The following is a 19,553-nucleotide window of genomic DNA, read 5'->3' as shown; positions in this document are numbered from 1 at the left end:
AAAATCGATTCAATAAACCAGTTGCGCTCCACCTTGGCACGTGAGTCTTGCTCCCACTTCGGTCTTCGCGAGATCGATGCCCAGCGCCGTGATCAATGTATTCACCAGAGGATCCAGAAGGGGTGAAAGTGCGCTGGAGATCACTCCACGCAACAATCCAACCACCGTGTCGATAATGTTTCCAACGCCCACCAGCAGGTCGCCGAGGGCACTGTCGACCGACGGCTTGTACATGTGGATGTCGATCTGCGCCAAGGTCTGGCTCAGGCTGCCGACAAGGTTGCTCGCGACCACGGGCTGGTAGGGCGTGGGTATCTGGGTGGCAGAGATGTCGGGCAGGTTGGCATCCGCCGGTGCTGCGAAGTCCAAGGTATCGCTCGATCCGAGTACGGGGGTATTGGTCATCAGGCCGATGCCGCCTCCGGCGAAGGCCTGGCGATCGGCTGTGCTCTTCTGGCTGTCGGGGACCCAGGTGTTTCCCTTTTTCCAGGAGTAGGAGCAAAGCAGTGCGAGGCAAGTCTTTCTGACAGTCATCGAACCGATATCAACCAGGGGAATGGGTTCGACATTCGGGGAATCTTTGCTGGCGAAGGCTTGTGCGGCAGCATCCGCGGCACTGTTGCCGATCTTCCCCACGCGCAGGGTGGCAGCCGAGGTGTCTGCAATCACGGAAAGCGTCTTACTGCCGCCAGCAGGACAGCTGTATTTGTCGACGCGCGCCTTCCCTGCGGCAACGTCGAGGTTGATGTCGATGCGAAACGGCGATGACACCAGGCGCAGGTCCGTCACCTTATTTTCGCAACCGATGCAGAGCACGTTGCTCAATACGCCAACCAAGTCTAGATGAAGGAGGCTGTTGAGCAGATCGGTCACGGGCTGCGTCAGCTTGAGAACCTCGTTGAGCAGGCCGGTGACACCGTTCAGCGCGGTCGTGAAATCTACCGATATCAGCGCACGCACCTGGGCCGTGCGCACGCGGATGCCGTTGGCCCCTAACGGATCCAGCATGGCCAGTTCCGGATTTCCGATGGCTGAAACCTGTGGCGGTTCGATGACCTTGACGGTGGTAACGACGTTGGCCAGGCCCAGCAGATTGGCAGGCGCGCTGACGGTGGCCGCATGCTGGCTGTTCGCAAGTTGCACGAAGGCCTGCGTCAGCTGGAAGGCCTGCAGGTTGACGTCCAGGGCGCTGCTGGGCGTACCTGTGGCTACGCCCAGGATCTCGGCAACGCTGAGTTGGACGTTGGAGACTTGCGTGGTCAGGGCCACCATGTCGTTGAAACCGTTGAGTGCCACGTCCGCCAAGGCCCCGTTCTTTTGGAGAACCGTTGCGAGTGCCTGCAGCAGCTTGCCTGCTGTGATTTGCGAGTTGAGCACCTGCTCGTACTGGCCGGCCTGCAGGCCGACCTGCAGTGCGATGGCATCCAGGAAAGACAGCAGGTTGACCTGGGTGGTCACCAAGCCTTGCCAGCCAACCGCGGTGAGCGCCACGTTGCCGCCCAGGAGCTTGCCGAAGACGGTGTCCAGCAGTGCGGATTTGGTCGTGTCAACAGTCAGCAGCGTGCTCCGGATGCTGAGCATCGCCTGGGGAACCGACTGGTAGGCGATCGCCGAGACGACGATCGAATGCTGCGCGTTACCGGTGAACGAAAGCGGCAGCATCGAAGGGCTTCGCGTGATGGAGATGCGCACCGCATTCAACTGCTCTCCCGGATTCGGCGCGCCGAAGTAGAGCGGAGGCGTGCGAGAGAGCGGGTCCCAGTTCCCGCATTCCACCTCGGCATTTACCAGAGGATCGATACCGACAGGGAAGTTCTTGGCGGCGTTGTCCTTCGCTGCCTGTTGTGCGGGCGCGCATGCCGAGGGCTTCAATGCCTGCGCACCAGCCAGCGCGGCGAGGTCAACGGTTTTCTGCAGTTCCCGCTTCATGAAGAACAGGTAGCCGAGTTCCGTTCCGATCAGAACGATCAGGATCAGGCTCATGGCAATGGCCGTGTTGACCAGGATCGAGCCGCGATGCCGTTGGCGAAGAGATGGCGATTCATGTCTCATGGCGTGCCTTTCAGGACGGAAGCGCGGCGGCCGCCCGGCCCGTGACGGTATCCGGCATCCAACGACTGGTGTCCAGGAGAGGCAGCGACGGCAGCAACCGGTTCGCGCTGTAGGGATAGGCCACGGTCACTACTGCACCCGTGGCGGGAGCCGAGCCGCCCGCGCCCGTCATCACCACCGTCACGGTCACATGACTCTTGATCCAACCGAGGCGGCTCGTCGAGTCGGCATTGCTGGCTTCCGGCACGACCAGCGAACCAGCCAACGATTCATGGACGGCGTCCTGGACCCGCTGCTTGCGCAGGGCGTCGTCCGAAAGACCCATCATCGACGGCTGCGACAGCGCGCGCGCGCCGTCCTCGCCGGCCCGCGATACGGCCTGCTGAACGTACAAGACCGACCCGAACGTGGCGATGCCATAGATGACCAGGAACAGGAACGTGAACGTGAACGCGAACTCGATCGCCGCAATGCCGCGTTGACGGCATTGGCGGCCAGTGGCGAATCGGGCCCCTTCCCGTGGCGTTGCGACGCGCTTCATCATGGTGTCCTCCCGTCGAGCAGCATGCTCGCCTTGGCAACCAGGGTGTCGGGTACGGCAAAAGCGGGGAGCGGCGGCAGCATGTCCTTGAGGCCCGATGCCGTGATCGTGACCACGATCTGGCAGCGCTGTTCCCAGAGGATGCTGCACACGCGGGTGGCCGAGCAGTCGTTGCTGGCTACCTGGCAGATCTTGGCGTCCACGGTCGGGGCGATGGGCAGCAGGCCGCTGGCCTGATCGCGCGCGACGTCGTACGCCTTCGCGGCTCTGGTTGTCGCGCCGACCGGATAGCGAAGCGCGGCGCGCGCGCCGTCCTCGGCGGCGTTCTGCAGGCCAAAGCGAATGGCGAAAAGGACGCCGTAGCAAATGATGGCGTAGAGCAGGGTGAAGAAGATCAGAAAGGCGATCGCGAACTCAAGCGCGTAGACGCCGCGCTGGGTGCGCGGATTCGTCCGAGGGGGCGAGAGTCTCATGGTGTGCGGTGGTGGTTCGAGCAGGAACGCCGCCTTGGCGGCCTACTTGCTGCCGCTCGTGTTGCTGCCGGTCTTGACCGTCGAGTTCAGCCGCTCGGGGATCGGGTATTCGAAGCTCTTCAGATAGCGCTCGTAGCTTCGCCGTGCGACATCGCCCGCAATCGGACGCGGAGTGGGCGAGGCGATGCCGCCATCGCGTTGCCATGCGAGAAGGCTCGATGCAGCGTCCCCAACCTGCAAGGGCGGCGCGTCCTCGAAGTCGGCCATTTCATACGCTGCCGCCTGCCCGACGCCGTCTTGCATCGAAGCGCCCGAGGCCGGTGCAGCCACAGGGGTTGCTTGTGGTGTCGGTTTCGCCTCGGGTGCGAGCGCGGTGGGTGCGGTCTGCGCGGAAGCGGCGGCGACCATCAGCGCAAGGGCGAGTCCGGTCACGGGCCAGGCGGTGTTGGAGCGGGGAAGGCGATTGTTCATTCTGTACCTCGTGTGATCGGGCTGATGGAGGTGGCCGGACCTGCATTGGCCTGCGCTCCGCCCATGCCTGGCCAGCGTGCGGCCTTGAGACGCAGGGGTATGGCGTTGTCGTCCGGAGCACTCGCGCGTGCAATCGCAGGTTGGGGAGTAGGCTGCGCGGAAGCCAAAGGCGCACTGCCAAGTTGACGTGCACTCTCGCGAATCGCGGCGCGTGTTGCGGGCGACATGCGGTGGGCCTCCATCAGTGCGTCGGCTTGGGCCTGCTGTTGCGTAACCTCGAGGTACAGCGCGAGGTTGGCTTGTGCCTGGGTATTGTCGGAGCGAAGTTGCAGCGCTTGCATCAACGGCAGGCGTGCCTGCGCGATGAGTCCCGCGCGCAAGCTGGCGTAACCCAGGTCGCTCAGAAGTACTGCGTCGGTAGGGTTGCGCCGTTGTGCTTCCTTCAGCAGTGCGACGGCTGTGGAATAGTCGCCGCGCCCGCCTGCCAGCAGTCCGAGGCCGTGGTAGCCGGCACCTTCGAGCGGGGTACCAATCAGGCGCTTGTAAGAAGCCTCACTGCTTGCCGTCTCGCCCGTCTGGCGCAGTGCGTCGGCACGCAGGCGACTCGATTCGGGAGATACGCCCCAGCGTTGCTCGAGGGCATCGATATGCGCAAGCGATGCGAACCACAGGCCGTCCGTCTGCATCTGCTCGACGAGCTTCATGTACGTTGCGGCGGTGTCGATGTTCGTCGCGTTCTTCTGCGTCGCAGCAGTCTCTGCCGCCATCCGCTGTTGCGCATCGGCGGCTGCCGGATACAGGCCTTTGGGCCCACCGCAGCCGGCCAGCATCACCAGGGCCACGAGCAGCGCGCAAGCGCACTTTGAGTCTTGCAAGACGAGGTTCATTTGGACATGGCTCCCAGTGAACGGATGATGGCGATGAAGCCTGGGCCAGCGGTCACGATCACGAGCGCCGGCAGAAGCGTGCTGACCATCACGCCGGTCATCTTCACGGTGATCTTGCCGATGCGTGCTTTCATTTCCGACTTGCGGTGTTCGCGCAATCGGTCGCTGAAGATGCGCAGGGGTTCCTGGACGGCACCGCCATGACGATCGACCTGCACAAGCAAGGAGACCATGCCCGCGAGGTTTTCGTTCGCATGCAAGGTTCCGAGGCGCGCAAGCGAATGTTCGCGCGTGCGGCCGCGGCTGTATTGGCTGTTGGCGAGCGTCAGCTCATGGCCGAGTACCGGCATGACGTGTGCGAAATCGTTGGCCATGATCTGCAGGCTCTGGTCGAGGCTCAAGCCTACGCCCTGAAGAAGCCGCAGGAGGTCGATGAAGAGCGGCAGCTCATGTGCCACGCGCTCGCGCCGCTTGGCGGCGAGCCGGCCGAGCAACCATTTCGGGACCATGAAACCGATGCCGATGGCCGATGCTGCAATGATGGTCAGCTTTCTCGTCGAGACGAGACCGGGCCAGAACAACAGAGCCAGCGTGGGCAGCAGAATTGCCAGCGCGATCCGTGTCACCAGAAAAACGAGTTGCGCCCGCATCGAAGAAAAGCCGCATTGATCGATCAACCGCCGGTCTTCATCGGCGACCAGGGCCTTGCCGATCCGGGTATTGAGCCAATGCAACGGCAGGTCGGCGTCGGCGCGCCTCGCGGCCTCAACTTCCGATGGAGCATCGACGACTGCATCGATGACTGCATCGTCGCGGTGAAGTGCCCGGCCCAAGGCTTTGCCGCGCTGGGCGCGCCGCACTTCGTTGACCAGCAGGCCAGCTGCTGCGGTGCAAAGACCCAGCGCCAGCAACACGAGACTCCAAACGGCGAGCTGCGCGGGAGTGAACATCATGTCAACCTCGCCAGTCGATAGAGCAGCACGGTGCCGAGCAACTGCAGGCCTACCGCACCGAAGATCATCATCTGGCCGGTGGAGTCGTACCACATCCGCAGGAAGTAGCCCGGGTTGGAGATGATGATGAAGCCGCCTACGCCCAAGGGCAGGAGGCCAAGGATCCACGCCGAAAGCCGCGTCTCGGCCGACATTGCGACGAGTTCGTGCTGGGCCTGCTCACGGTCGCGCATGAAGTTCGCAACGCGTTCCAGCAGCAGGTCCGCACGTCCGCCATAGCGCACGCCCAGCCCGAGGATAGATGCCAGGAGATACATTTCCTCGACGCGCACGCTGGCCGCCGTCTGGTGCAGTGCACGGTCGAGGTCCACGCCGGCGCGCACCAGATTCGCCGAACGTTCGAGATAGCTTTGCAGCGGTGGCTGCGTCGATGAAATCGCCAGTTGAAACGCGGCTTGCGTGGAGTTGCCGATGGTGATGAGGCGCACCATCGAATCGATAAATGCGGGAAGCTGGCTGACCAGTTGGCGGCGAAACTTCTGAAGACGCAGCCACAGCCCGAACAGCGCCAGGGCCAGCAGCACGACGAATGTCGCGATAGCGCCGATCCAGCCGGCGAACAGGCCGGCCACTGCGCTCAGGGCCACGATCGCGAGAGCAGCCAATGCAATCGCCTGCACCGAAATGGCACCTTCCAGCCAGGACGGCAATAACGCCTGGAGGCGGGCCCTGCGGGTTGGAGTCGCTGGTGGCTCGCCGCCGGCATTCATCCACGGGTCTGCCGCGATGCCGCTGCCGGGCGTGTCGATGAACGACGTGCGCGGCGAAGCCGACAGCGAAGCTTCCACGGCGACTGCAACGGCCTTGGCCTCGAGTTGCTGCGCCAGATGGCGATAGACAGCTTGCCGCTCTTGACGCCCTCGCGCCCATTGCCAAAGCAGAATGCCTGCCGCCGCGAGCAGCAACGCTAGGCAAACTACGATCAGCAGAATCTCATCCACGGCGATCCCCTTGCGAACGCGTCATCATCTGCCGGAACCGTGTGATCTTGGGCGAGTGGGGTGCAATGCCGAGGGATATCCACCGGTCGCGCTCTTCGCCGTCGGGCGACACGATCGGGTCATATCGGTATAGCTCCTGCATCGCCACGACGTTGTCGTTGACGCCCGTGATTTCGCTCAGCGACACGATGCGCCGTTGACCACCAGACATGCGCCCGATCTGCACAATGAAGTCGATGGCGTTGGCAATCTGGCGGCGCAAGCTCACTTCGCTACCCTGGTAGCCCGCAAAGCCCGCAAGCATCTCTAGGCGATAGAGGCATTCACGAGGCGAACTGGCGTGGATGGTGCCCATCGAGCCTTCGTGACCCGTGTTCATCGCCTGCATCATCTCGATTACCTCGGCGCCCCGGACTTCGCCAACGATGATGCGGTCCGGCCGCATGCGCAGGCTGTTGCGCAGCAAGTCGCGGATCGAGACCACGCCGGTGCCGTCGAAGCCGCCAGGACGGCTTTCGAGGCGCACCACGTGGGTGTGGCCGAGCGAGAGTTCCGCGGTGTCTTCGATCGTGATCACCCGTTCGGCGGGCGGGATGAAGCTCGCGAGGGCGTTGAGCAGAGAGGTCTTGCCGGAACTCGTGCCGCCGCTGACCAGGATGTTGCAGCGTGCGCGTACGGCGATCTCGAGCAGTTGAGCCATGCCTGCATCGAAGGTGCCCAGCTTGACCAAGTCTGCCGGTGTAAGCGGCTCCTTGCGGAATTTCCGGATCGACACCGAAAGTCCGTCGATGGCCAGGGGTTCGATGATGACGTTGATGCGGCCTCCGTCGGGAAGCCGCGCATCGACCATCGGGTTGGCTTCATCGAGCCGTCGGCCCAGTGGGGCAAGGATGCGGCGCACGATGCGCATCACGTGTTCGGTATCGGCGAAGCGCAGCGTTTCGCGTTCGAGCACGCCATTGCGCGATACGTACACGTTCGTGTGCCCGTTGATGAGGATGTCTTCGACCGCGGGATCGTTGAGCAGGTCTTCCAGCGGGCCGAAGCCCGCCAGCTCCTTTGTGAGCGCGTCGGAGATGAGCTGCATTTCGCGATCGTTGATCGGCACGCGGCGCAGCCGTACAAAGCTGTCGACCTCCAACTCGACGAACTGCTGGATCGATGCTCGCGACCAGCGACCGAACTCTGCCCCGAGCTCCTCGATGCGGCTGAGCAAATGGTCGTGCGTCCAGCTCTTGATGTCCTGGAACTGCTGCGAATTGATGAATGCCTGATCGTCGTCGGCAAATTCGATATCGGTGGACATTGGCTCAACTTTCGTTTGAACTCTTCCAGAGCCCGGTGATTTGCGACATCAGTGCAACCCAGCGCTGATCTTTCGCTGGCGGTTGGCCCGACGCGGACATGTACTGCTGATGGAGGCTTCGAGCGAGGCCCGTGACGGCCTGTGAATAGGGGTCGCTACGCGCGGTACGCACCAGCATTTCCCCGCGGCTTGCGGCCGCCAGCAACGGTGCGCTGCGCGCGGGCAACACATGAAGCAGCGGCAATTCGAGGCGCTCGGCGATGTCCTTCGCCGACAGGCCGACATGACTGTCGAATTTGTTCACGACCAGGGATAGCTGCTCGGTCTCGACGCCGCGTGCGCGAAGCTCTTTCAACAGATTGGCTGTGGAGACGATGGCACCGATGCTCTGGTCGCACACGACCCAGGTCTGCTGTGCCTCGCGCAGGGTTTGAGCGATGAAGTCGACGGTAGAGAAGCCGCCGAGGTCCGCGATCTGGAAGTCGAAGAAGTCGGAGAGTCTCTTGATCAGCGCCACGGAATCGGCATGCGAGATCTCTCGCACCTGCGACAGGCTGGCGGGCAGTGGCAGCACGGCGACACCGCTGGTGTGGTGCGCAAGGGCCGTGTGCAGCAGCGTCTGGTCAAGGCGCCGCAGGTTGCGCACGCCGTCGACGAAGCTGAAGCCGCTCTGGGTGTCGAGGTAAAGCAAGCCGTCGCGCGCAGGGAGGCCGAGATCTAGCAAAGCCACCCCGTGCCGCGTCGCGCGCGACGGTGGTCTTGCGGGCGCGTGGGCCAACTGAGCATTCAGCATGAGGGCCAGGCTGGTCGCCAGCGTGGTCACTCCCAGCCCAGCGCGCGCGCCAAGCAACGCGAGGGTGTTGCCGCGGGTACCGCCTTGCAAGCTGCTGCGCCGCTCGAGCAATGTTTTCAATGTGGTCACTGCTTCACTCGGCGCTGCTGCAACATCGACGAAATCATCGACGCCCGCGCGCAGAGCTGCAAGCATCGCCGTGGGCTCCGCCGACGTTCCCATGGCAAGCACTGGCAAAGCGGGCCAGTCCCTTTTAAGCCGCTGGTGAAGCTGGTTGGCACCAGCCATCTGGTCGGGTGAAAAGTCGATGAATATCGCGACAGGACCGAGCAGGGCGATGCGCTCGTCGATCGACTTCGTGTCTGGAGCAAGCACGACCACGGAACCCAGCCGCCCGAGCGCGTCGGTCAGCCAGGTGATGTGGCTGCCGTTGCTCGATGCGAACAAGTAGGTCTCCGCGCCCGTTTCCGGAATGCTGTCGCGTGGTGCGTTCATGAGGTCAGCATTTCTGGCGTTCACGCCGGTGTCTCTTCAACGCGAGAAGCCTGGAAGCGCGGTGTTGGCTGCGCCGCCCAGGAAGATCGAGCGCCACACCGCGCCGTCGCGTTGTTCGGCGGTACCCGGCAGGAATGGAGCGAGATCGGTGTTGCGTGCGATGGGCTTGACCAGATGCGGCGTCACCATGATCACCAGTTCCTTCTCGCTCATCGTGTACTTGTTCTGCCTGAAGAACGAACCGAGGATCGGGATGTCGCCGAGCAGCGGCACCTTGTCGACATTGGATGACGTGGTGCGACTCACCAAGCCGCCGATGACGAAGCTCTCGCCGTCGCCGAGTTCGACGGTTGTGTCCGCGCGGCGCGTCGTGATTGCGGGAACCGCGACGCCGTCGATGCTCAGGGCGTTGGTGTAGTCGAGGTCGCTTGCTTCCGGCGCGACCTTCAGGACGATTCGGTCGTTCGACAGGACCGTGGGGGTCACCGACAGCCCGATGCCGAAAGGCTTGTACTCGATAGTCGTCGTGCCGAGGCTTTGCGGTACCGGAATCGGCAACTCGCCGCCGGCGAGGAAGCTTGCGCTCTGGCCCGACATCGCCACCAGTGTCGGTTCCGCAAGCACGCGGGCGAGGCCGTTACCTTCGAGCAGATTCAACGTCAACGTCATGCCGCGGCCCTTGTTGGCGTTGCCGAAGCCCAAGGCAAGGCTGAATGCGTCGGCGAGGGCCCCGGACGGGCTGATGTTGCTGAAACTGAAGCCATGGCTGTTGGCGCCATAGGACGAGAGATTGAACCCCGCTTCTTTCAACACGCTTCGACTGAACTCCACGACCTTGACCTCGACTTGCACCGTGTGGCTGCGCACGTTCACGATGGAGCGGTCTACCAGCGGGGTCTTCTCGTCTGCGCTCGAAAGGGCGATGTCCGTGGCTTGCCGGTGAGCCGGGAGGCTGTCGGTGGAGCCCGTCACGATTGCCGCACGGCGGCGCACTTCCACTGCGTAAGTCGTGGCGGCCGGGTTGCCTTTTTCCCAGACCATCAAGGTCGTGCGGCCGGCGGCCTTGGCCGTGACGATGAGGCGTGCGGCGGGTGAACCCGCAGCCTTTCGGGTCAGCGTTACGCCGACCACGGCTTCGTCCGCGATGGCCATGCGGTCGATGCCCTTGTCGACCAGCAATTCTTTTTGCGTGCCGGCCTGCATGACGAGCGTGTCGGATTGTTGGCGCGCCGGGCTCGCTGGCTTTGCCTGCGGACCGGCGGCCCGCGAGATGGAGGGGAAAGCGCTGATCGAAGCGAGAGACAGCGCAATGAACACGAGACGAAACTGCTGCGGCCCATTTCGGGTGGACTGGCGATGAAAATCGTCCGACTTCACGCGGTGCGGCATGTGTTTTCTTTCTTGTTGGGCGGTCATTGGCTCGGCCAGTCAATAGCGCACGGTTTCACTGCGTTCGCCGCGAATCACTTCAACTTCAGTGCCTCCGCGTGCGGGCAGGCCGGAATTTCCGGGAGAGGGCGACCGGGCTGCCGCATGGGGGCGTCGACTGCCTTCAGCCACGTTGCCGGAAACAAAATCCATTGCCGTCAGGCCGGCTTGCGCCTTGTCCAGTCCCCCAAGCGGCGCCCGGCGTGGTTCGCCAGGCTTGGCGGGTGCGATCGTCAAGGCGGTAGGCAATTCCGCGAAGAGCTTGGGGTCGGGCTCGGCAGTGTCGGTCGGGTTGCGCAGTGCAAGCAGCAGCCGGCCGCTGGATTCGCCGAGCGTCAGCCTGTTGATCTCGTCGACTGCAACTGCCAGAACGGCTGTCCTGGCTGCTTCGGTGCGTTGTGTGGGTGGCTGTGCCGTGCCCGCCTTGCCGTCGGCTCCCTTGGGCTGCATGCCGTCGACGGAAGCGCTGCCGAATGCCAGCACGCGCTTGCGTGCGAGCAGCAGTCGGGCCTGGCTGCGGTCGATGTCCTTGCCATCTGACTTGAACATCACGAAGACATCGACGAAGTCGCCTGGCTGAACCTTGTTGCCGACGCCCATGACTTCGTCGGCCTTGACGGCCACGGCACGCTCCCCCTCTGCCACGCGCAGCGCGAGACCCGAGACCAACTGTCCTTCCTGCAACGGCGTGCCCTCGCCGAGATTCAGTACCGGTACACGGCCGACGGCATCAGCGGTCGTCTGGAATGCACCTGCGGGATTGATCGGCAGGCGTTCGATGCGCAGTGCCTCGGCGGCAATGACTTGTCCCGCCAGCAGGGGCTTCGACGCGACGACCACGGGATAGGTTGTCGTTTCCCGCGCCTTCGTCGGCGCAGCAGTTGGTGCAGCAACGGTTTTTGTGGGCGGAGGCGCTTGGCGGCTGAGCATCCACGCGTAGCCACCCAGTGCAATGGCGAGCAGCACGAGGATGGCAGCGACTATCTTGGTGAGGTGGATCATGGGCGGCGTGTTGAAAGTGAGGGGGTGGGCGACACGGAAATCGACGATCCGCGGGCTTGCCGCTGTGTGTGCGATTACCTCTGTCGCCCCCAAATCAGCCATACCGCGGTGGCCAGAGACAGATAGGCCGCATAAGGGACAAAACGCGCACGGCGTTCGATGGGCACTGCGCCTTCGGCTGTCGCGCGTTGCCTCGAAAGCAGGAGTGCGAGCCGTGGAAACAGCGGCCAGCGCTGCAGAGCCAGCCAGAGGATGCCGTGAGCCGCGGCGAGAAGACTGCCTCCGATCCAGACAGGAAAGAGTGCGGCTGGGCCGATCCACAGACCGAGAGCGCCTGCGAACTTCACGTCGCCTGCTCCCATGACGCCGAGGGCGTAGAAAAGCAGGAGAACACCGAATCCCGCGGCAAAGCCGAGCAAGGCTTCCGACCAGCCGATCCCCACGGGTTGGAAGCCGAGGGCGAGCTGTGCGAGCGCCGCAACGGCACCCGACAGCACCAGCCAGTTGGGAACGATGCGCCTGCGAAAGTCATGGACGGCGATCAGGGCCAGCCAGAGAAGCAGGACGAATTCCGGTCGCAAATCGCTGCTCTCAGCTGTCCGCTTTAGGCAGCTTTCCCCCGATGTAGCTGAACATATCAATCAGTGCCTTGCCGATGCCACTTGTTTCGGAAAAGATCCCAATCAAGATAATTGCCATGAGCCCCGCAATAATTCCATATTCAATTGCGGTTGCACCTTCTTCGTCGCGCAGAAAACGAGTAATAGAGCTAAGCATGATTTCCCCTTTCAGGAAGTGTTAACAAAGGCTTGCGAAGTGGATGTTATACAGCGTAACTCCGTGTATCAACAAGGCAAACCCGCAAGACTTTCGCCCAGGTGTGCTAGCCGAAAGGAGTAAAGCAGGGTGGCTGCAAGCCTCCTGCCAGCCCGAGTCAGGAAGAGACCTGGTCAGCTGGTGGACAGTTTGGAAGTGAATTTTTCCCTCTGTAGGGCGCGCGGCGCCTCCCATGAAGAGGGGATGCGACGTTACGTCGCCGGGAACGCGCGAAACGGGGGTGTTACGGGAACAAGTGCGTTACGTGTTACGTAGCACGAAGCCCCAAAGGGCCAGATGTAACAGTGAAAAAAGGCTAAACCCGTGAGCAAAAAGTCACGGGTTTGAGGGGGTGACCCCGTCGCCGAGAGGGATTCGACCGGGCCTCAGCCCAGGATTTCTTCGTGAAAGAGCTTCCAGTCGGTACCCTGGCGTAACCAGTACTGGCGCCGGGAACGTCCGCTCTTCTCGCCTTCGAACACTTCGCCGAAGGTAACAATCATGGTGTCGTCACCGTCCCGCCAGTGGAGGTACGACATGTCCTTGAATTGCACGCGCTTGCCCTGTGCGTATTTCACTTCTTCGTCGACAGCCGAAATTCCTTCAGTGGATTTCTTGCTGCTGCGCTGGAAATCGGGCAAATAGAATTTCTTCAATTGCGCTTCATTTCCATTGGCTCGCGCATCTTTCCAGCCATTGATAGCGCTTGTAATTGACTGGGTTTCTTTTTCGGCCTGCGGTTGTGAAATCCATTGCAGGCTGCGCGCGGTGACCACCGGGGTGGCGCCAATTTGCACTTTTCGCAAAAGCTGCTTCAGGTCAGGGTTTGCCATGACCACGCAGCCGTCGCTTGCCAGCGGCGCCCGGGCGAACTGCTGGGGCGGGGTGCCGTGCAGCCAGATGCCGCCGCCGGTCTTGCCGCGCCGCACGTCGTACGGGTTGGGGTAGTTGATGGGCAGGGCGCCCGCGCCGTAGAAGTCTTTCAGCGACTTCGGATCGAGGCTGCTGGTGATGTAGTACACGCCCAGCGGGGTGCGCGCGTCGCCCTCGGTGACCTTGTCGGTGCCCGACTTGCCGACCGAGATGTAGTAGTCGGCCGTGAGCTTCAGGCCCTTGTCCGAGTTTTCGAACAGGTACAGCCGCGAGCGCGAGGCGTCGACGGCAATGGCGTAGCGGCTGCGGGTCGAGAGCGTCAGGAACTGCGACGGCACGGTGTTGGCCGGCGGGCGCTCGCGCAGGGCCTGCAGGCGGCGCTTCGATTCCTCGTGCAGCTCGGCCATGGCGGGGTTGCCGCGCATCTTCGCGATGCTGGCGGTGTCGGGCAGGGCATTCGACGGGGGCACTTGCGCCGCGAGCAGGTCGCCGTAGACGAGCTGCGCAAGCTGGAAGTTCGGGTAGTCGCGCACCAGGTCGCGGGCCTTGGCCAGCGCGGGGCGGGCCTGTCCGCGGCCGAACATTTCATAGACCGCGATCAGGCGGGCTTCGGCGTTGCTGGCTTCCTGGATGGAGGAGGCGGATGCCGACCTGCGTGTGGGCCTTGTTGCCGTCGCGGCAGCTGTTCGGGCCTCTGCAGCGGTCACGCCCTTCTTGCCCTTGGCGGAGGCAGACCGGCCGTTCGCACCGCGCGTGGCGGAACGGCTGCTGCTCGCAGCCTTGGCCTTGGTGCTGCCGCTGGCGGCTTTGGCGCTGCCCGCCTTGTGGGTGCTGTTCGACGCCAGCGCCGCACCGGGCGCCGCCAGCATCAGCGCCGATGCGGTCATCAGCGCTGCGAGCAGTTGTCCGCTGCGCAGACGAAACGGGGGATTCTGAAGCCGGCCGAGCCGGACGATGTCTGCCACTAGCCGCCGACGCTTTCCTTGCGAATGTGCCATTGATTGCCGGAGCGCTGCAGGTCCAGCGTCTTGCGGCTCGAAACGTTGAGGTTGTCCGCGCGATAGATCTGGCGGAACTTGGCCGTCGCATTCTGCCCGTCGACCTTGATCGCGAGGTTCTCGATGTTCACGCTGATGCTCGACTTGCCGACGATGCGGGCGCGGCGGTCTTCTTCCCAGCCCTTGCGGCTCTGGCCGCCGGTGGGCGTGAAGTCGGGGCCGTAGGCCGCGAGGTAGCGGTCCATGTCCTGGCTGGCCCAGGCCGAAGCCCAGGCGCGCACGGCGGATTCGACTTCGGCATTGGAAGCGCTGCTGGCGGCGGGGGTCGGTGCAGGTGCTGGAGCCGGCGCCGCTTCGGGCGCCTTTGCCTCGGGCGCCTTGGGCGCGGCGGCCACCGGTGCGGGAGCGGCTGCAACCTTGACTGGCGGCGGCGGCGCAGCGGGGGCTGGCGCGGGAGCCGGCGCCTTTGCCGCCTGGACAGGTGCTGCCGAGGCCACCAGGGCTGTCGGCTTGGCGCCCGGCGGTGTCGGCGTGAAGAGCGTGCGGATCACCGCCAGCTTGGGCTGCACGGCCGTGTTGTTCTGGTCGAGCTGCAGGGCCTTGCTGTAGGCCTGGCTGGCCAGCCGTGCATACACGTCGCCGAGGTTTTCCTGGGCGGTGGCGTAGCTGGGGTTGGTGCGAATGGCGCTTTCGAGCGCGCTGCGTGCCTTGTCGAACTGGTTCTGGCTCGCGTAGATCACCGCGAGGTTGTTGTACGGCTCGGGCAGCTCGGGCGCGTCCAGCGTGAGCTGGGTGAAGGCGGCGATGGCCTCGTTGCGCTTGCCGGTGTCGAGCTGGATCACGCCCTTGAGAAAGCGCATCTGCGGGTCGCGCGGCTTGTCTTTGAGGAAGGCGTCGGCCTTCGTCAGGGCCTCGTCGAGCTTGCCGGCCTGCATGAGCTTGTCGACCTCCTCATGCTCGATGGCGGCCAGCGCCGGGAGCACGGCGCCACAGGTTGCCGCGGCCAGGAACAGGGCGCGCACGGTGGGGGAGAAGCTGAAACGGGCGCGTGGCCGGGGGCTCTTGGGCATTGCGGACAAGACCTCGTAGGGGTGGGTGATGCGGCAGGGATTGTAAGTGGGGCACGTAACTCCCCGACACAGGGATAACGGTCTTTCGCGGCCTTTAGGCTTGCCCGCAACGTCCCGTGGCGCCCCGCGCCGACCGGCCCCGCAGTACAGTGCCGCCGTGGACCGCCTCCAAAGCATTGAAACTTTCGTTCGCGTCGCGCAGACCCAGAGCTTTGCGGAAGCGGCGCGGCAGCTGCGCGTGGCCAATTCAGTCGTCACTACGCGGGTCAAGCAGCTCGAAGAGTTCCTGGGCGCGCCGCTGTTCCACCGCAGCACGCGCGTGGTGAGGCTCAGCGACATGGGCCAGGCCTTTCTGCGCGACTGCACCGAGCTGGTGGGGCGCGCCAACGACATCGTCGACCAGATGCGCGATGCGCGCGGCACGCCCTCGGGCATCCTGCGCGTGCATGCACTCACCGGCATGGTGCTGGGCCGTTTCGCCACGCTGCTGCGCGAGTTCCAGACGACCTACCCTGACATCCACCTCGAGCTGATCGTGAGCGACGCGGTGGCCGACCCCGTGAAGGCCGGCGTCGACTGCGCGCTGCAGATCTTTCCAGCGGCCTCGCAGGAGCTGGTGTCGCGGCCGCTCTTTCCGGTGCGGCGAGTGCTGTGCGCCACGCCGGCGTACCTCGAAGCGCACGGCACGCCCGCTGCGCCGCGCGACCTGCACCGGCACAAGCTGGGCCTGTACTCGGGCTACCCCACGCGCGACCGATGGACTTTTCACCACGAGGGCGAGCAGACCACCATCTACCTGAACGCCGCGCTGCTGACCAACAGCGTGCACCTGCTGCGCGAATATGCACTGGAACATGCGGGCATCGTCTGCCTGCCCACGCTCGTGGCGGGCGACGCCATTGCGCGCGGCGAGTTGCGCGTGGTGCTGGCCGAGCACCAGCTGTCGTCGTTCTCGCTGAGCGCGGTTTATGCGGGCACCTCGCGCAATGCGCTGAAGCTGCGCCTCTTCATCGAGCACATCGCCACCCGCTTCACGCGCGTGCCGCCGTGGGACGCCACGCTGATCGAGCGAGGCCTTATTCCTGCCGAGCTCATCGAGTTCAGCCGCTCCAGCGGATAGCGCCCGAACGGGGGTAAACCCCTGCGATTGTTCGGAAGCTCCGAATAATCCTCTTCCAAACTGGTCCCTACCGGTGCCGCCGCTTGACTCCTAGAGTTCACCCATCACTGGAGACAACAGGAGACAAGCCATGACAGCTACCACTGCGACCGCCTACAAGACCCGCTTCGGTTCACTCAAGCACTTCGAGAAGGGCCACGTCGAGCCCATCGACGACGACGTTCGCCACTACGCCTTTTCCAACTGCTTCGAGATCGCGAGCATCAGCAAACCCTACGAGAAGGTCGTGTTCGGCCAGAACCAGATCTACGTACTGGAGACGCTGCGCGCCGAAGGCACATCACCCTGGTACACCTGCGCGCACGACGAATTCGCGCTCGTGATGGACGGCGACGTCGAAGTGCACCTCGTGCAGCTCGACGACGGCCAGACAGTGGCCGACAAGGAAAAGAACGGCGCCGTGCTCGTCAAGGGCGAGCCCAAAGGCAAGAAGATGGGCTGGATGAAGCTCTCGCGCGGCCACCAGGGCCTGCTGCCGAAGAACACCGCCTACCAGTTCCGCAGCGCCGGCGAGCCGGGCGTGATCGTCCTGCAAAGCTGCAAGGGCGACCTCTCGGTCGAGAAGTGGGCCGACATCTGCCAATCGCACTGAGTGCATTGACCGCACCCGAATCCAGGAGCCACACACCATGAACGCACCCGCAGAACTCGCCAAGGTGATCGCGTCGCAGCCCGACGCCACGCTCGGCTACAAGGACTTTTCGCTCGGCAGCTTCAGCTTCCGCCGCGACGAATACTTCGTGCACATCGGCTGGAAGACCCGCGACGGCCGCCCCATGAGCCACACCATGGACGCCGGCAGCTACCTGCGCGCATTGATGCGCGACGTGGCCTGGGGCTTCTTCTACGGCTGGGTCAACTTCGATGACGTGTTCGGCACCGTCAACCACTACGAGTCGGTCGACCTGTACGCCGGCAGCTTCAACGGCACCATGAAGGACGCGGGTATCGACCTGCTCGAGAACTTCCCGACCGCGCAGATCCGCGCCACCTTCGAGGCCATGCTCGACGACTGGACCAACGAGAGCTTCGACCCCTTCGCCGCGCCGCAGGAAACCGGCTCGCCCTACGGCCGCAAGAACGGCAACAACACCGCCAAGATCACGAGGGCGCGCGAACTTGCCAAGCGCTGCGTGGGCCTGAAGGGAGACCTCGACCTGCGCAGCGACGAACGCGGCGCTCCGGTGAACCGCGCCTTTGCCGACGTGCCGCAGGGCCAGCCCGAGCTGCACCCCGAGCCCGGCTTCGAGAACGATGTGCACGCCTTCAATCTCTTCGGCTTCCTGAGCCGCTCGCAGGTCACGTGGAACCCGAGCTTCACCTCGGTGGTGAAGCACAGCTACATGTGCCCGACGACCGAGGAGCACATCCTGCCGATCATCCACGGCAACGATCGTGTCGAGTGGTTCTTCCAGATGACCGACGAAATCCACTGGGACTGCGGCGACAAGAACACCGGCAGGCCCATGGCCCGCGTGATCATGAAGGCCGGCGACATGGCCGCCATGCCCGCCTACTGCCGCCACCAGGGCTTCAGCCCCAAGCGCTCGATGCTGCTGGTGTGGGAGAACGGGTCGCCGAGCCTGGTGTACGAAATCCAGAAGGGCGAGAGCCCGGAGATTCCGGTCGAGTTCTGACCGGCTTTTCTCTCCCTCCCGACGCCCTTCCATCCAACTCTCCCCAAGCGGGGAGGGAGAGGAAACTCATGCCTGCTCTTTCCATCCGCCACCAGCTCTTCATCGACGGCCGCTTCGTCGACGCCGAATCCGGCGAGACCCTCGCCACGCTGAACCCGCACGACAACACGCCCATCGTTAATGTCGCGCTCGCCGGCAGGGCCGACGTCGACAAGGCCGTCGCCGCGGCGAAGCGTGCCTTCCCCAGATGGAGCCGCATGGCTGCCGCCGACCGTGGCCGCATCCTGCTGAAGCTCGCCGACCTCATCGAAGCCAACGGCGAAGAACTCGCGCGCCTCGAATCGCTCGACACCGGCCACCCGATCCGCGATTCGCGCCGGCTCGACGTGCCGCGCACGGCAGCGTGCTTCCGCTACTTCGGTGGCATGGCCGACAAGTTCCAGGGCGAGACCATTCCGGTCGAAGAGGGCTTTCTCAACTACACGCTGCGCGAGCCCGTCGGCATCGTCGGCCAAGTGGTGCCGTGGAACTTTCCGCTGATGTTCACCAGCTGGAAGATGGCGCCCGCGCTCGCGGCCGGCAACTGCATCGTGATGAAGCCGGCTGAAATCACGCCGCTGTCGTCGCTGCGCATCGCCGAGCTGATGGCCGAGGCCGGCCTGCCGCCAGGTGTGGTCAACATGCTGCCGGGGCTTGGCAGCGTGGCGGGCCAGTACATCGCCGAGCACCCGGAGATCGCCAAGATCGCGTTTACCGGCAGCACCGCCACGGGCCGGCGCATCGTGCAGGCCAGCGCGGGCAACCTGAAGAAGGTGCAGCTCGAACTCGGCGGCAAGGGGCCGAACATCGTCTTCGAAGACGCGAACCTGCAGGCCGCAGTCAACGGGAGCGCGTGGGCCATCTTCCACAACCAGGGGCAGGCCTGCATTGCGGGCTCGCGGCTGATGCTGCACGAGAAGATCGCCGATGCCTTCCTCGAGCAGTTCATTCCGCTTGCGAAGTCGATCCGCCTCGGCGACCCGCTCGACGAGGCGACGGAGATGGGTCCGCTCACCAGCGCGCAGCATCGCGAGCGCGTGCTGAGCTATGTGGAAGTGGCGCAAGGCGAGGGCGGCGAACTGCTGGCGGGCGGCAAGTCGCCGGGCGGCGATCTGGCCAAGGGCTGCTACGTCGAACCCACCGTGATGCGCGCCAGGTCATACAAAGACCGCGTCGCGCAGGAAGAGGTGTTCGGCCCCTTCGTCACCGTGCTCACCTTCAAGAACGACGAAGAGGCGATGCAGATCGCCAACGGCACCGACTACGGCCTCGGCAGCGGCCTGTGGACCAACAACCTGCAGCGCGCCCACAAGGTCGCGCGCGACCTGCACGCCGGCATGGTCTGGATCAACAGCTACAAGCGCGTGAACCCCGGCTCGCCCTTCGGCGGCGTCGGCCAGAGCGGCTACGGCCGCGAGATGGGGTTCGATGCGATGCGCGAATACACGCAGGTCAAGAGCGTGTGGGTGAACGTCGACGCGCAGATACCGCCGCACTTCGCGCGCTGACCCCTGATCGGGCGGCACAAAAAACACAAG

The 19,553-nt window shown here is 64.1% G+C and carries 19 protein-coding genes; 4 read left to right on the top strand and 15 right to left on the bottom strand.

All coding sequences use genetic code 11. The features are described from left to right. Positions 1–9: 9 nt before the first annotated feature. From AC07O3_RS22485 to AC07O3_RS22415, 15 genes are all read right to left on the bottom strand, one after another. On the bottom strand, positions 10–2,052 hold the full coding sequence (locus AC07O3_RS22485) for a TadG family pilus assembly protein (protein WP_495340377.1): 2,043 nt from the start codon (positions 2,050–2,052) through the stop codon (positions 10–12). Positions 2,053–2,062: 10 nt separating this feature from the next. After that, a complete protein-coding gene (locus AC07O3_RS22480) occupies positions 2,063–2,593 on the bottom strand; it encodes a TadE/TadG family type IV pilus assembly protein (protein ID WP_176928894.1) in 531 nt (176 codons plus the stop codon). Next, positions 2,593–3,066 (bottom strand): TadE/TadG family type IV pilus assembly protein, encoded by a 474-nt coding sequence (locus AC07O3_RS22475; protein ID WP_093057549.1) that lies wholly within the window; start codon positions 3,064–3,066, stop codon positions 2,593–2,595. Before AC07O3_RS22475 ends, AC07O3_RS22480 begins: the two co-directional genes overlap by 1 nt. A 42-nt stretch (positions 3,067–3,108) precedes the next feature. Continuing rightward, complete coding sequence (locus AC07O3_RS22470) at positions 3,109–3,537, bottom strand: DUF3613 domain-containing protein (protein WP_495340376.1); 429 nt, start codon at positions 3,535–3,537, stop codon at positions 3,109–3,111. Then, on the bottom strand, positions 3,534–4,424 hold the full coding sequence (locus tag AC07O3_RS22465) for a hypothetical protein (protein WP_495340375.1): 891 nt from the start codon (positions 4,422–4,424) through the stop codon (positions 3,534–3,536). Before AC07O3_RS22465 ends, AC07O3_RS22470 begins: the two co-directional genes overlap by 4 nt. Next, positions 4,421–5,377: a type II secretion system F family protein gene (locus AC07O3_RS22460; RefSeq protein WP_097198027.1), complete on the bottom strand. Its 957-nt coding sequence runs from the start codon at positions 5,375–5,377 to the stop codon at positions 4,421–4,423. The genes AC07O3_RS22465 and AC07O3_RS22460 overlap by 4 nt, the downstream gene beginning before the upstream one ends. Continuing rightward, positions 5,374–6,378, bottom strand: coding sequence for a type II secretion system F family protein (locus AC07O3_RS22455; RefSeq protein WP_093057551.1), 1,005 nt, complete (start codon positions 6,376–6,378; stop codon positions 5,374–5,376). The genes AC07O3_RS22460 and AC07O3_RS22455 overlap by 4 nt, the downstream gene beginning before the upstream one ends. Next, positions 6,371–7,684: a TadA family conjugal transfer-associated ATPase gene (locus AC07O3_RS22450; RefSeq protein ID WP_093057552.1), complete on the bottom strand. Its 1,314-nt coding sequence runs from the start codon at positions 7,682–7,684 to the stop codon at positions 6,371–6,373. The genes AC07O3_RS22455 and AC07O3_RS22450 overlap by 8 nt, the downstream gene beginning before the upstream one ends. A 4-nt stretch (positions 7,685–7,688) precedes the next feature. After that, positions 7,689–8,972 carry a CpaE/TadZ family protein gene (locus AC07O3_RS22445; protein ID WP_093057553.1) on the bottom strand — a complete coding sequence of 428 codons (1,284 nt, stop codon included), beginning with the start codon at positions 8,970–8,972 and terminating at the stop codon, positions 7,689–7,691. 36 nt (positions 8,973–9,008) lie between these two features. Continuing rightward, on the bottom strand, positions 9,009–10,361 hold the full coding sequence (locus AC07O3_RS22440; RefSeq protein WP_495340374.1) for a type II and III secretion system protein family protein: 1,353 nt from the start codon (positions 10,359–10,361) through the stop codon (positions 9,009–9,011). A gap of 39 nt (positions 10,362–10,400) precedes the next feature. Next, the gene (gene cpaB, locus AC07O3_RS22435; RefSeq protein WP_093057555.1) at positions 10,401–11,402 is read right to left on the bottom strand and encodes a Flp pilus assembly protein CpaB; all 1,002 of its coding nucleotides are present in this window, start codon (positions 11,400–11,402) and stop codon (positions 10,401–10,403) included. A 74-nt stretch (positions 11,403–11,476) separates the two neighbouring features. After that, positions 11,477–11,983 (bottom strand): A24 family peptidase, encoded by a 507-nt coding sequence (locus AC07O3_RS22430; RefSeq protein ID WP_256329469.1) that lies wholly within the window; start codon positions 11,981–11,983, stop codon positions 11,477–11,479. A gap of 10 nt (positions 11,984–11,993) precedes the next feature. Then, positions 11,994–12,179 carry a Flp family type IVb pilin gene (locus tag AC07O3_RS22425; RefSeq protein ID WP_093057556.1) on the bottom strand — a complete coding sequence of 62 codons (186 nt, stop codon included), beginning with the start codon at positions 12,177–12,179 and terminating at the stop codon, positions 11,994–11,996. A gap of 425 nt (positions 12,180–12,604) precedes the next feature. Beyond that, positions 12,605–14,089, bottom strand: coding sequence for a L,D-transpeptidase family protein (locus AC07O3_RS22420; protein ID WP_495340373.1), 1,485 nt, complete (start codon positions 14,087–14,089; stop codon positions 12,605–12,607). Then, a complete protein-coding gene (locus tag AC07O3_RS22415) occupies positions 14,056–15,159 on the bottom strand; it encodes a YybH family protein (protein ID WP_495340372.1) in 1,104 nt (367 codons plus the stop codon). The genes AC07O3_RS22420 and AC07O3_RS22415 overlap by 34 nt, the downstream gene beginning before the upstream one ends. Positions 15,160–15,316: 157 nt before the next feature. Between AC07O3_RS22415 and AC07O3_RS22410 the strand changes: the two genes are divergently transcribed. From AC07O3_RS22410 to AC07O3_RS22395, 4 genes are all read left to right on the top strand, one after another. Next, positions 15,317–16,279, top strand: coding sequence for a LysR family transcriptional regulator (locus AC07O3_RS22410; RefSeq protein ID WP_093057559.1), 963 nt, complete (start codon positions 15,317–15,319; stop codon positions 16,277–16,279). Positions 16,280–16,409: 130 nt separating this feature from the next. Then, the gene (locus AC07O3_RS22405) at positions 16,410–16,931 is read left to right on the top strand and encodes a cupin domain-containing protein (protein WP_097198029.1); all 522 of its coding nucleotides are present in this window, start codon (positions 16,410–16,412) and stop codon (positions 16,929–16,931) included. Positions 16,932–16,968: 37 nt separating this feature from the next. After that, on the top strand, positions 16,969–17,976 hold the full coding sequence (locus AC07O3_RS22400) for a hydroxyquinol 1,2-dioxygenase (protein ID WP_093057561.1): 1,008 nt from the start codon (positions 16,969–16,971) through the stop codon (positions 17,974–17,976). 83 nt (positions 17,977–18,059) lie between these two features. Continuing rightward, entirely contained in the window at positions 18,060–19,523 is a 1,464-nt protein-coding gene (locus AC07O3_RS22395; RefSeq protein ID WP_495340462.1) for an aldehyde dehydrogenase family protein, read from the top strand. Positions 19,524–19,553: the final 30 nt, after the last annotated feature.

It is taken from the genome of Variovorax sp. GW821-FHT09D05 (assembly GCF_059416325.1).
This window is presented reverse-complemented; position numbering and strand designations above follow the sequence as displayed.

What these genes read in the sequence shown, in the direction of transcription:
- AC07O3_RS22420 (WP_495340373.1), bottom strand. Translation starts at nt 14,089, where the DNA reads ATGGCACATTCGCAAGGAAAGCGTCGGCGGCTAGTGGCAGACATCGTC.
- AC07O3_RS22480 (WP_176928894.1), bottom strand. Translation starts at nt 2,593, where the DNA reads ATGAAGCGCGTCGCAACGCCACGGGAAGGGGCCCGATTCGCCACTGGC.
- AC07O3_RS22485 (WP_495340377.1), bottom strand. Translation starts at nt 2,052, where the DNA reads ATGAGACATGAATCGCCATCTCTTCGCCAACGGCATCGCGGCTCGATC.
- AC07O3_RS22460 (WP_097198027.1), bottom strand. Translation starts at nt 5,377, where the DNA reads ATGATGTTCACTCCCGCGCAGCTCGCCGTTTGGAGTCTCGTGTTGCTG.
- AC07O3_RS22445 (WP_093057553.1), bottom strand. Translation starts at nt 8,972, where the DNA reads ATGAACGCACCACGCGACAGCATTCCGGAAACGGGCGCGGAGACCTAC.
- AC07O3_RS22440 (WP_495340374.1), bottom strand. Translation starts at nt 10,361, where the DNA reads ATGCCGCACCGCGTGAAGTCGGACGATTTTCATCGCCAGTCCACCCGA.
- AC07O3_RS22470 (WP_495340376.1), bottom strand. Translation starts at nt 3,537, where the DNA reads ATGAACAATCGCCTTCCCCGCTCCAACACCGCCTGGCCCGTGACCGGA.
- AC07O3_RS22415 (WP_495340372.1), bottom strand. Translation starts at nt 15,159, where the DNA reads ATGCCCAAGAGCCCCCGGCCACGCGCCCGTTTCAGCTTCTCCCCCACC.
- AC07O3_RS22475 (WP_093057549.1), bottom strand. Translation starts at nt 3,066, where the DNA reads ATGAGACTCTCGCCCCCTCGGACGAATCCGCGCACCCAGCGCGGCGTC.
- AC07O3_RS22425 (WP_093057556.1), bottom strand. Translation starts at nt 12,179, where the DNA reads ATGCTTAGCTCTATTACTCGTTTTCTGCGCGACGAAGAAGGTGCAACC.
- AC07O3_RS22465 (WP_495340375.1), bottom strand. Translation starts at nt 4,424, where the DNA reads ATGAACCTCGTCTTGCAAGACTCAAAGTGCGCTTGCGCGCTGCTCGTG.
- AC07O3_RS22450 (WP_093057552.1), bottom strand. Translation starts at nt 7,684, where the DNA reads ATGTCCACCGATATCGAATTTGCCGACGACGATCAGGCATTCATCAAT.
- AC07O3_RS22405 (WP_097198029.1), top strand. Translation starts at nt 16,410, where the DNA reads ATGACAGCTACCACTGCGACCGCCTACAAGACCCGCTTCGGTTCACTC.
- cpaB (WP_093057555.1), bottom strand. Translation starts at nt 11,402, where the DNA reads ATGATCCACCTCACCAAGATAGTCGCTGCCATCCTCGTGCTGCTCGCC.
- AC07O3_RS22400 (WP_093057561.1), top strand. Translation starts at nt 16,969, where the DNA reads ATGAACGCACCCGCAGAACTCGCCAAGGTGATCGCGTCGCAGCCCGAC.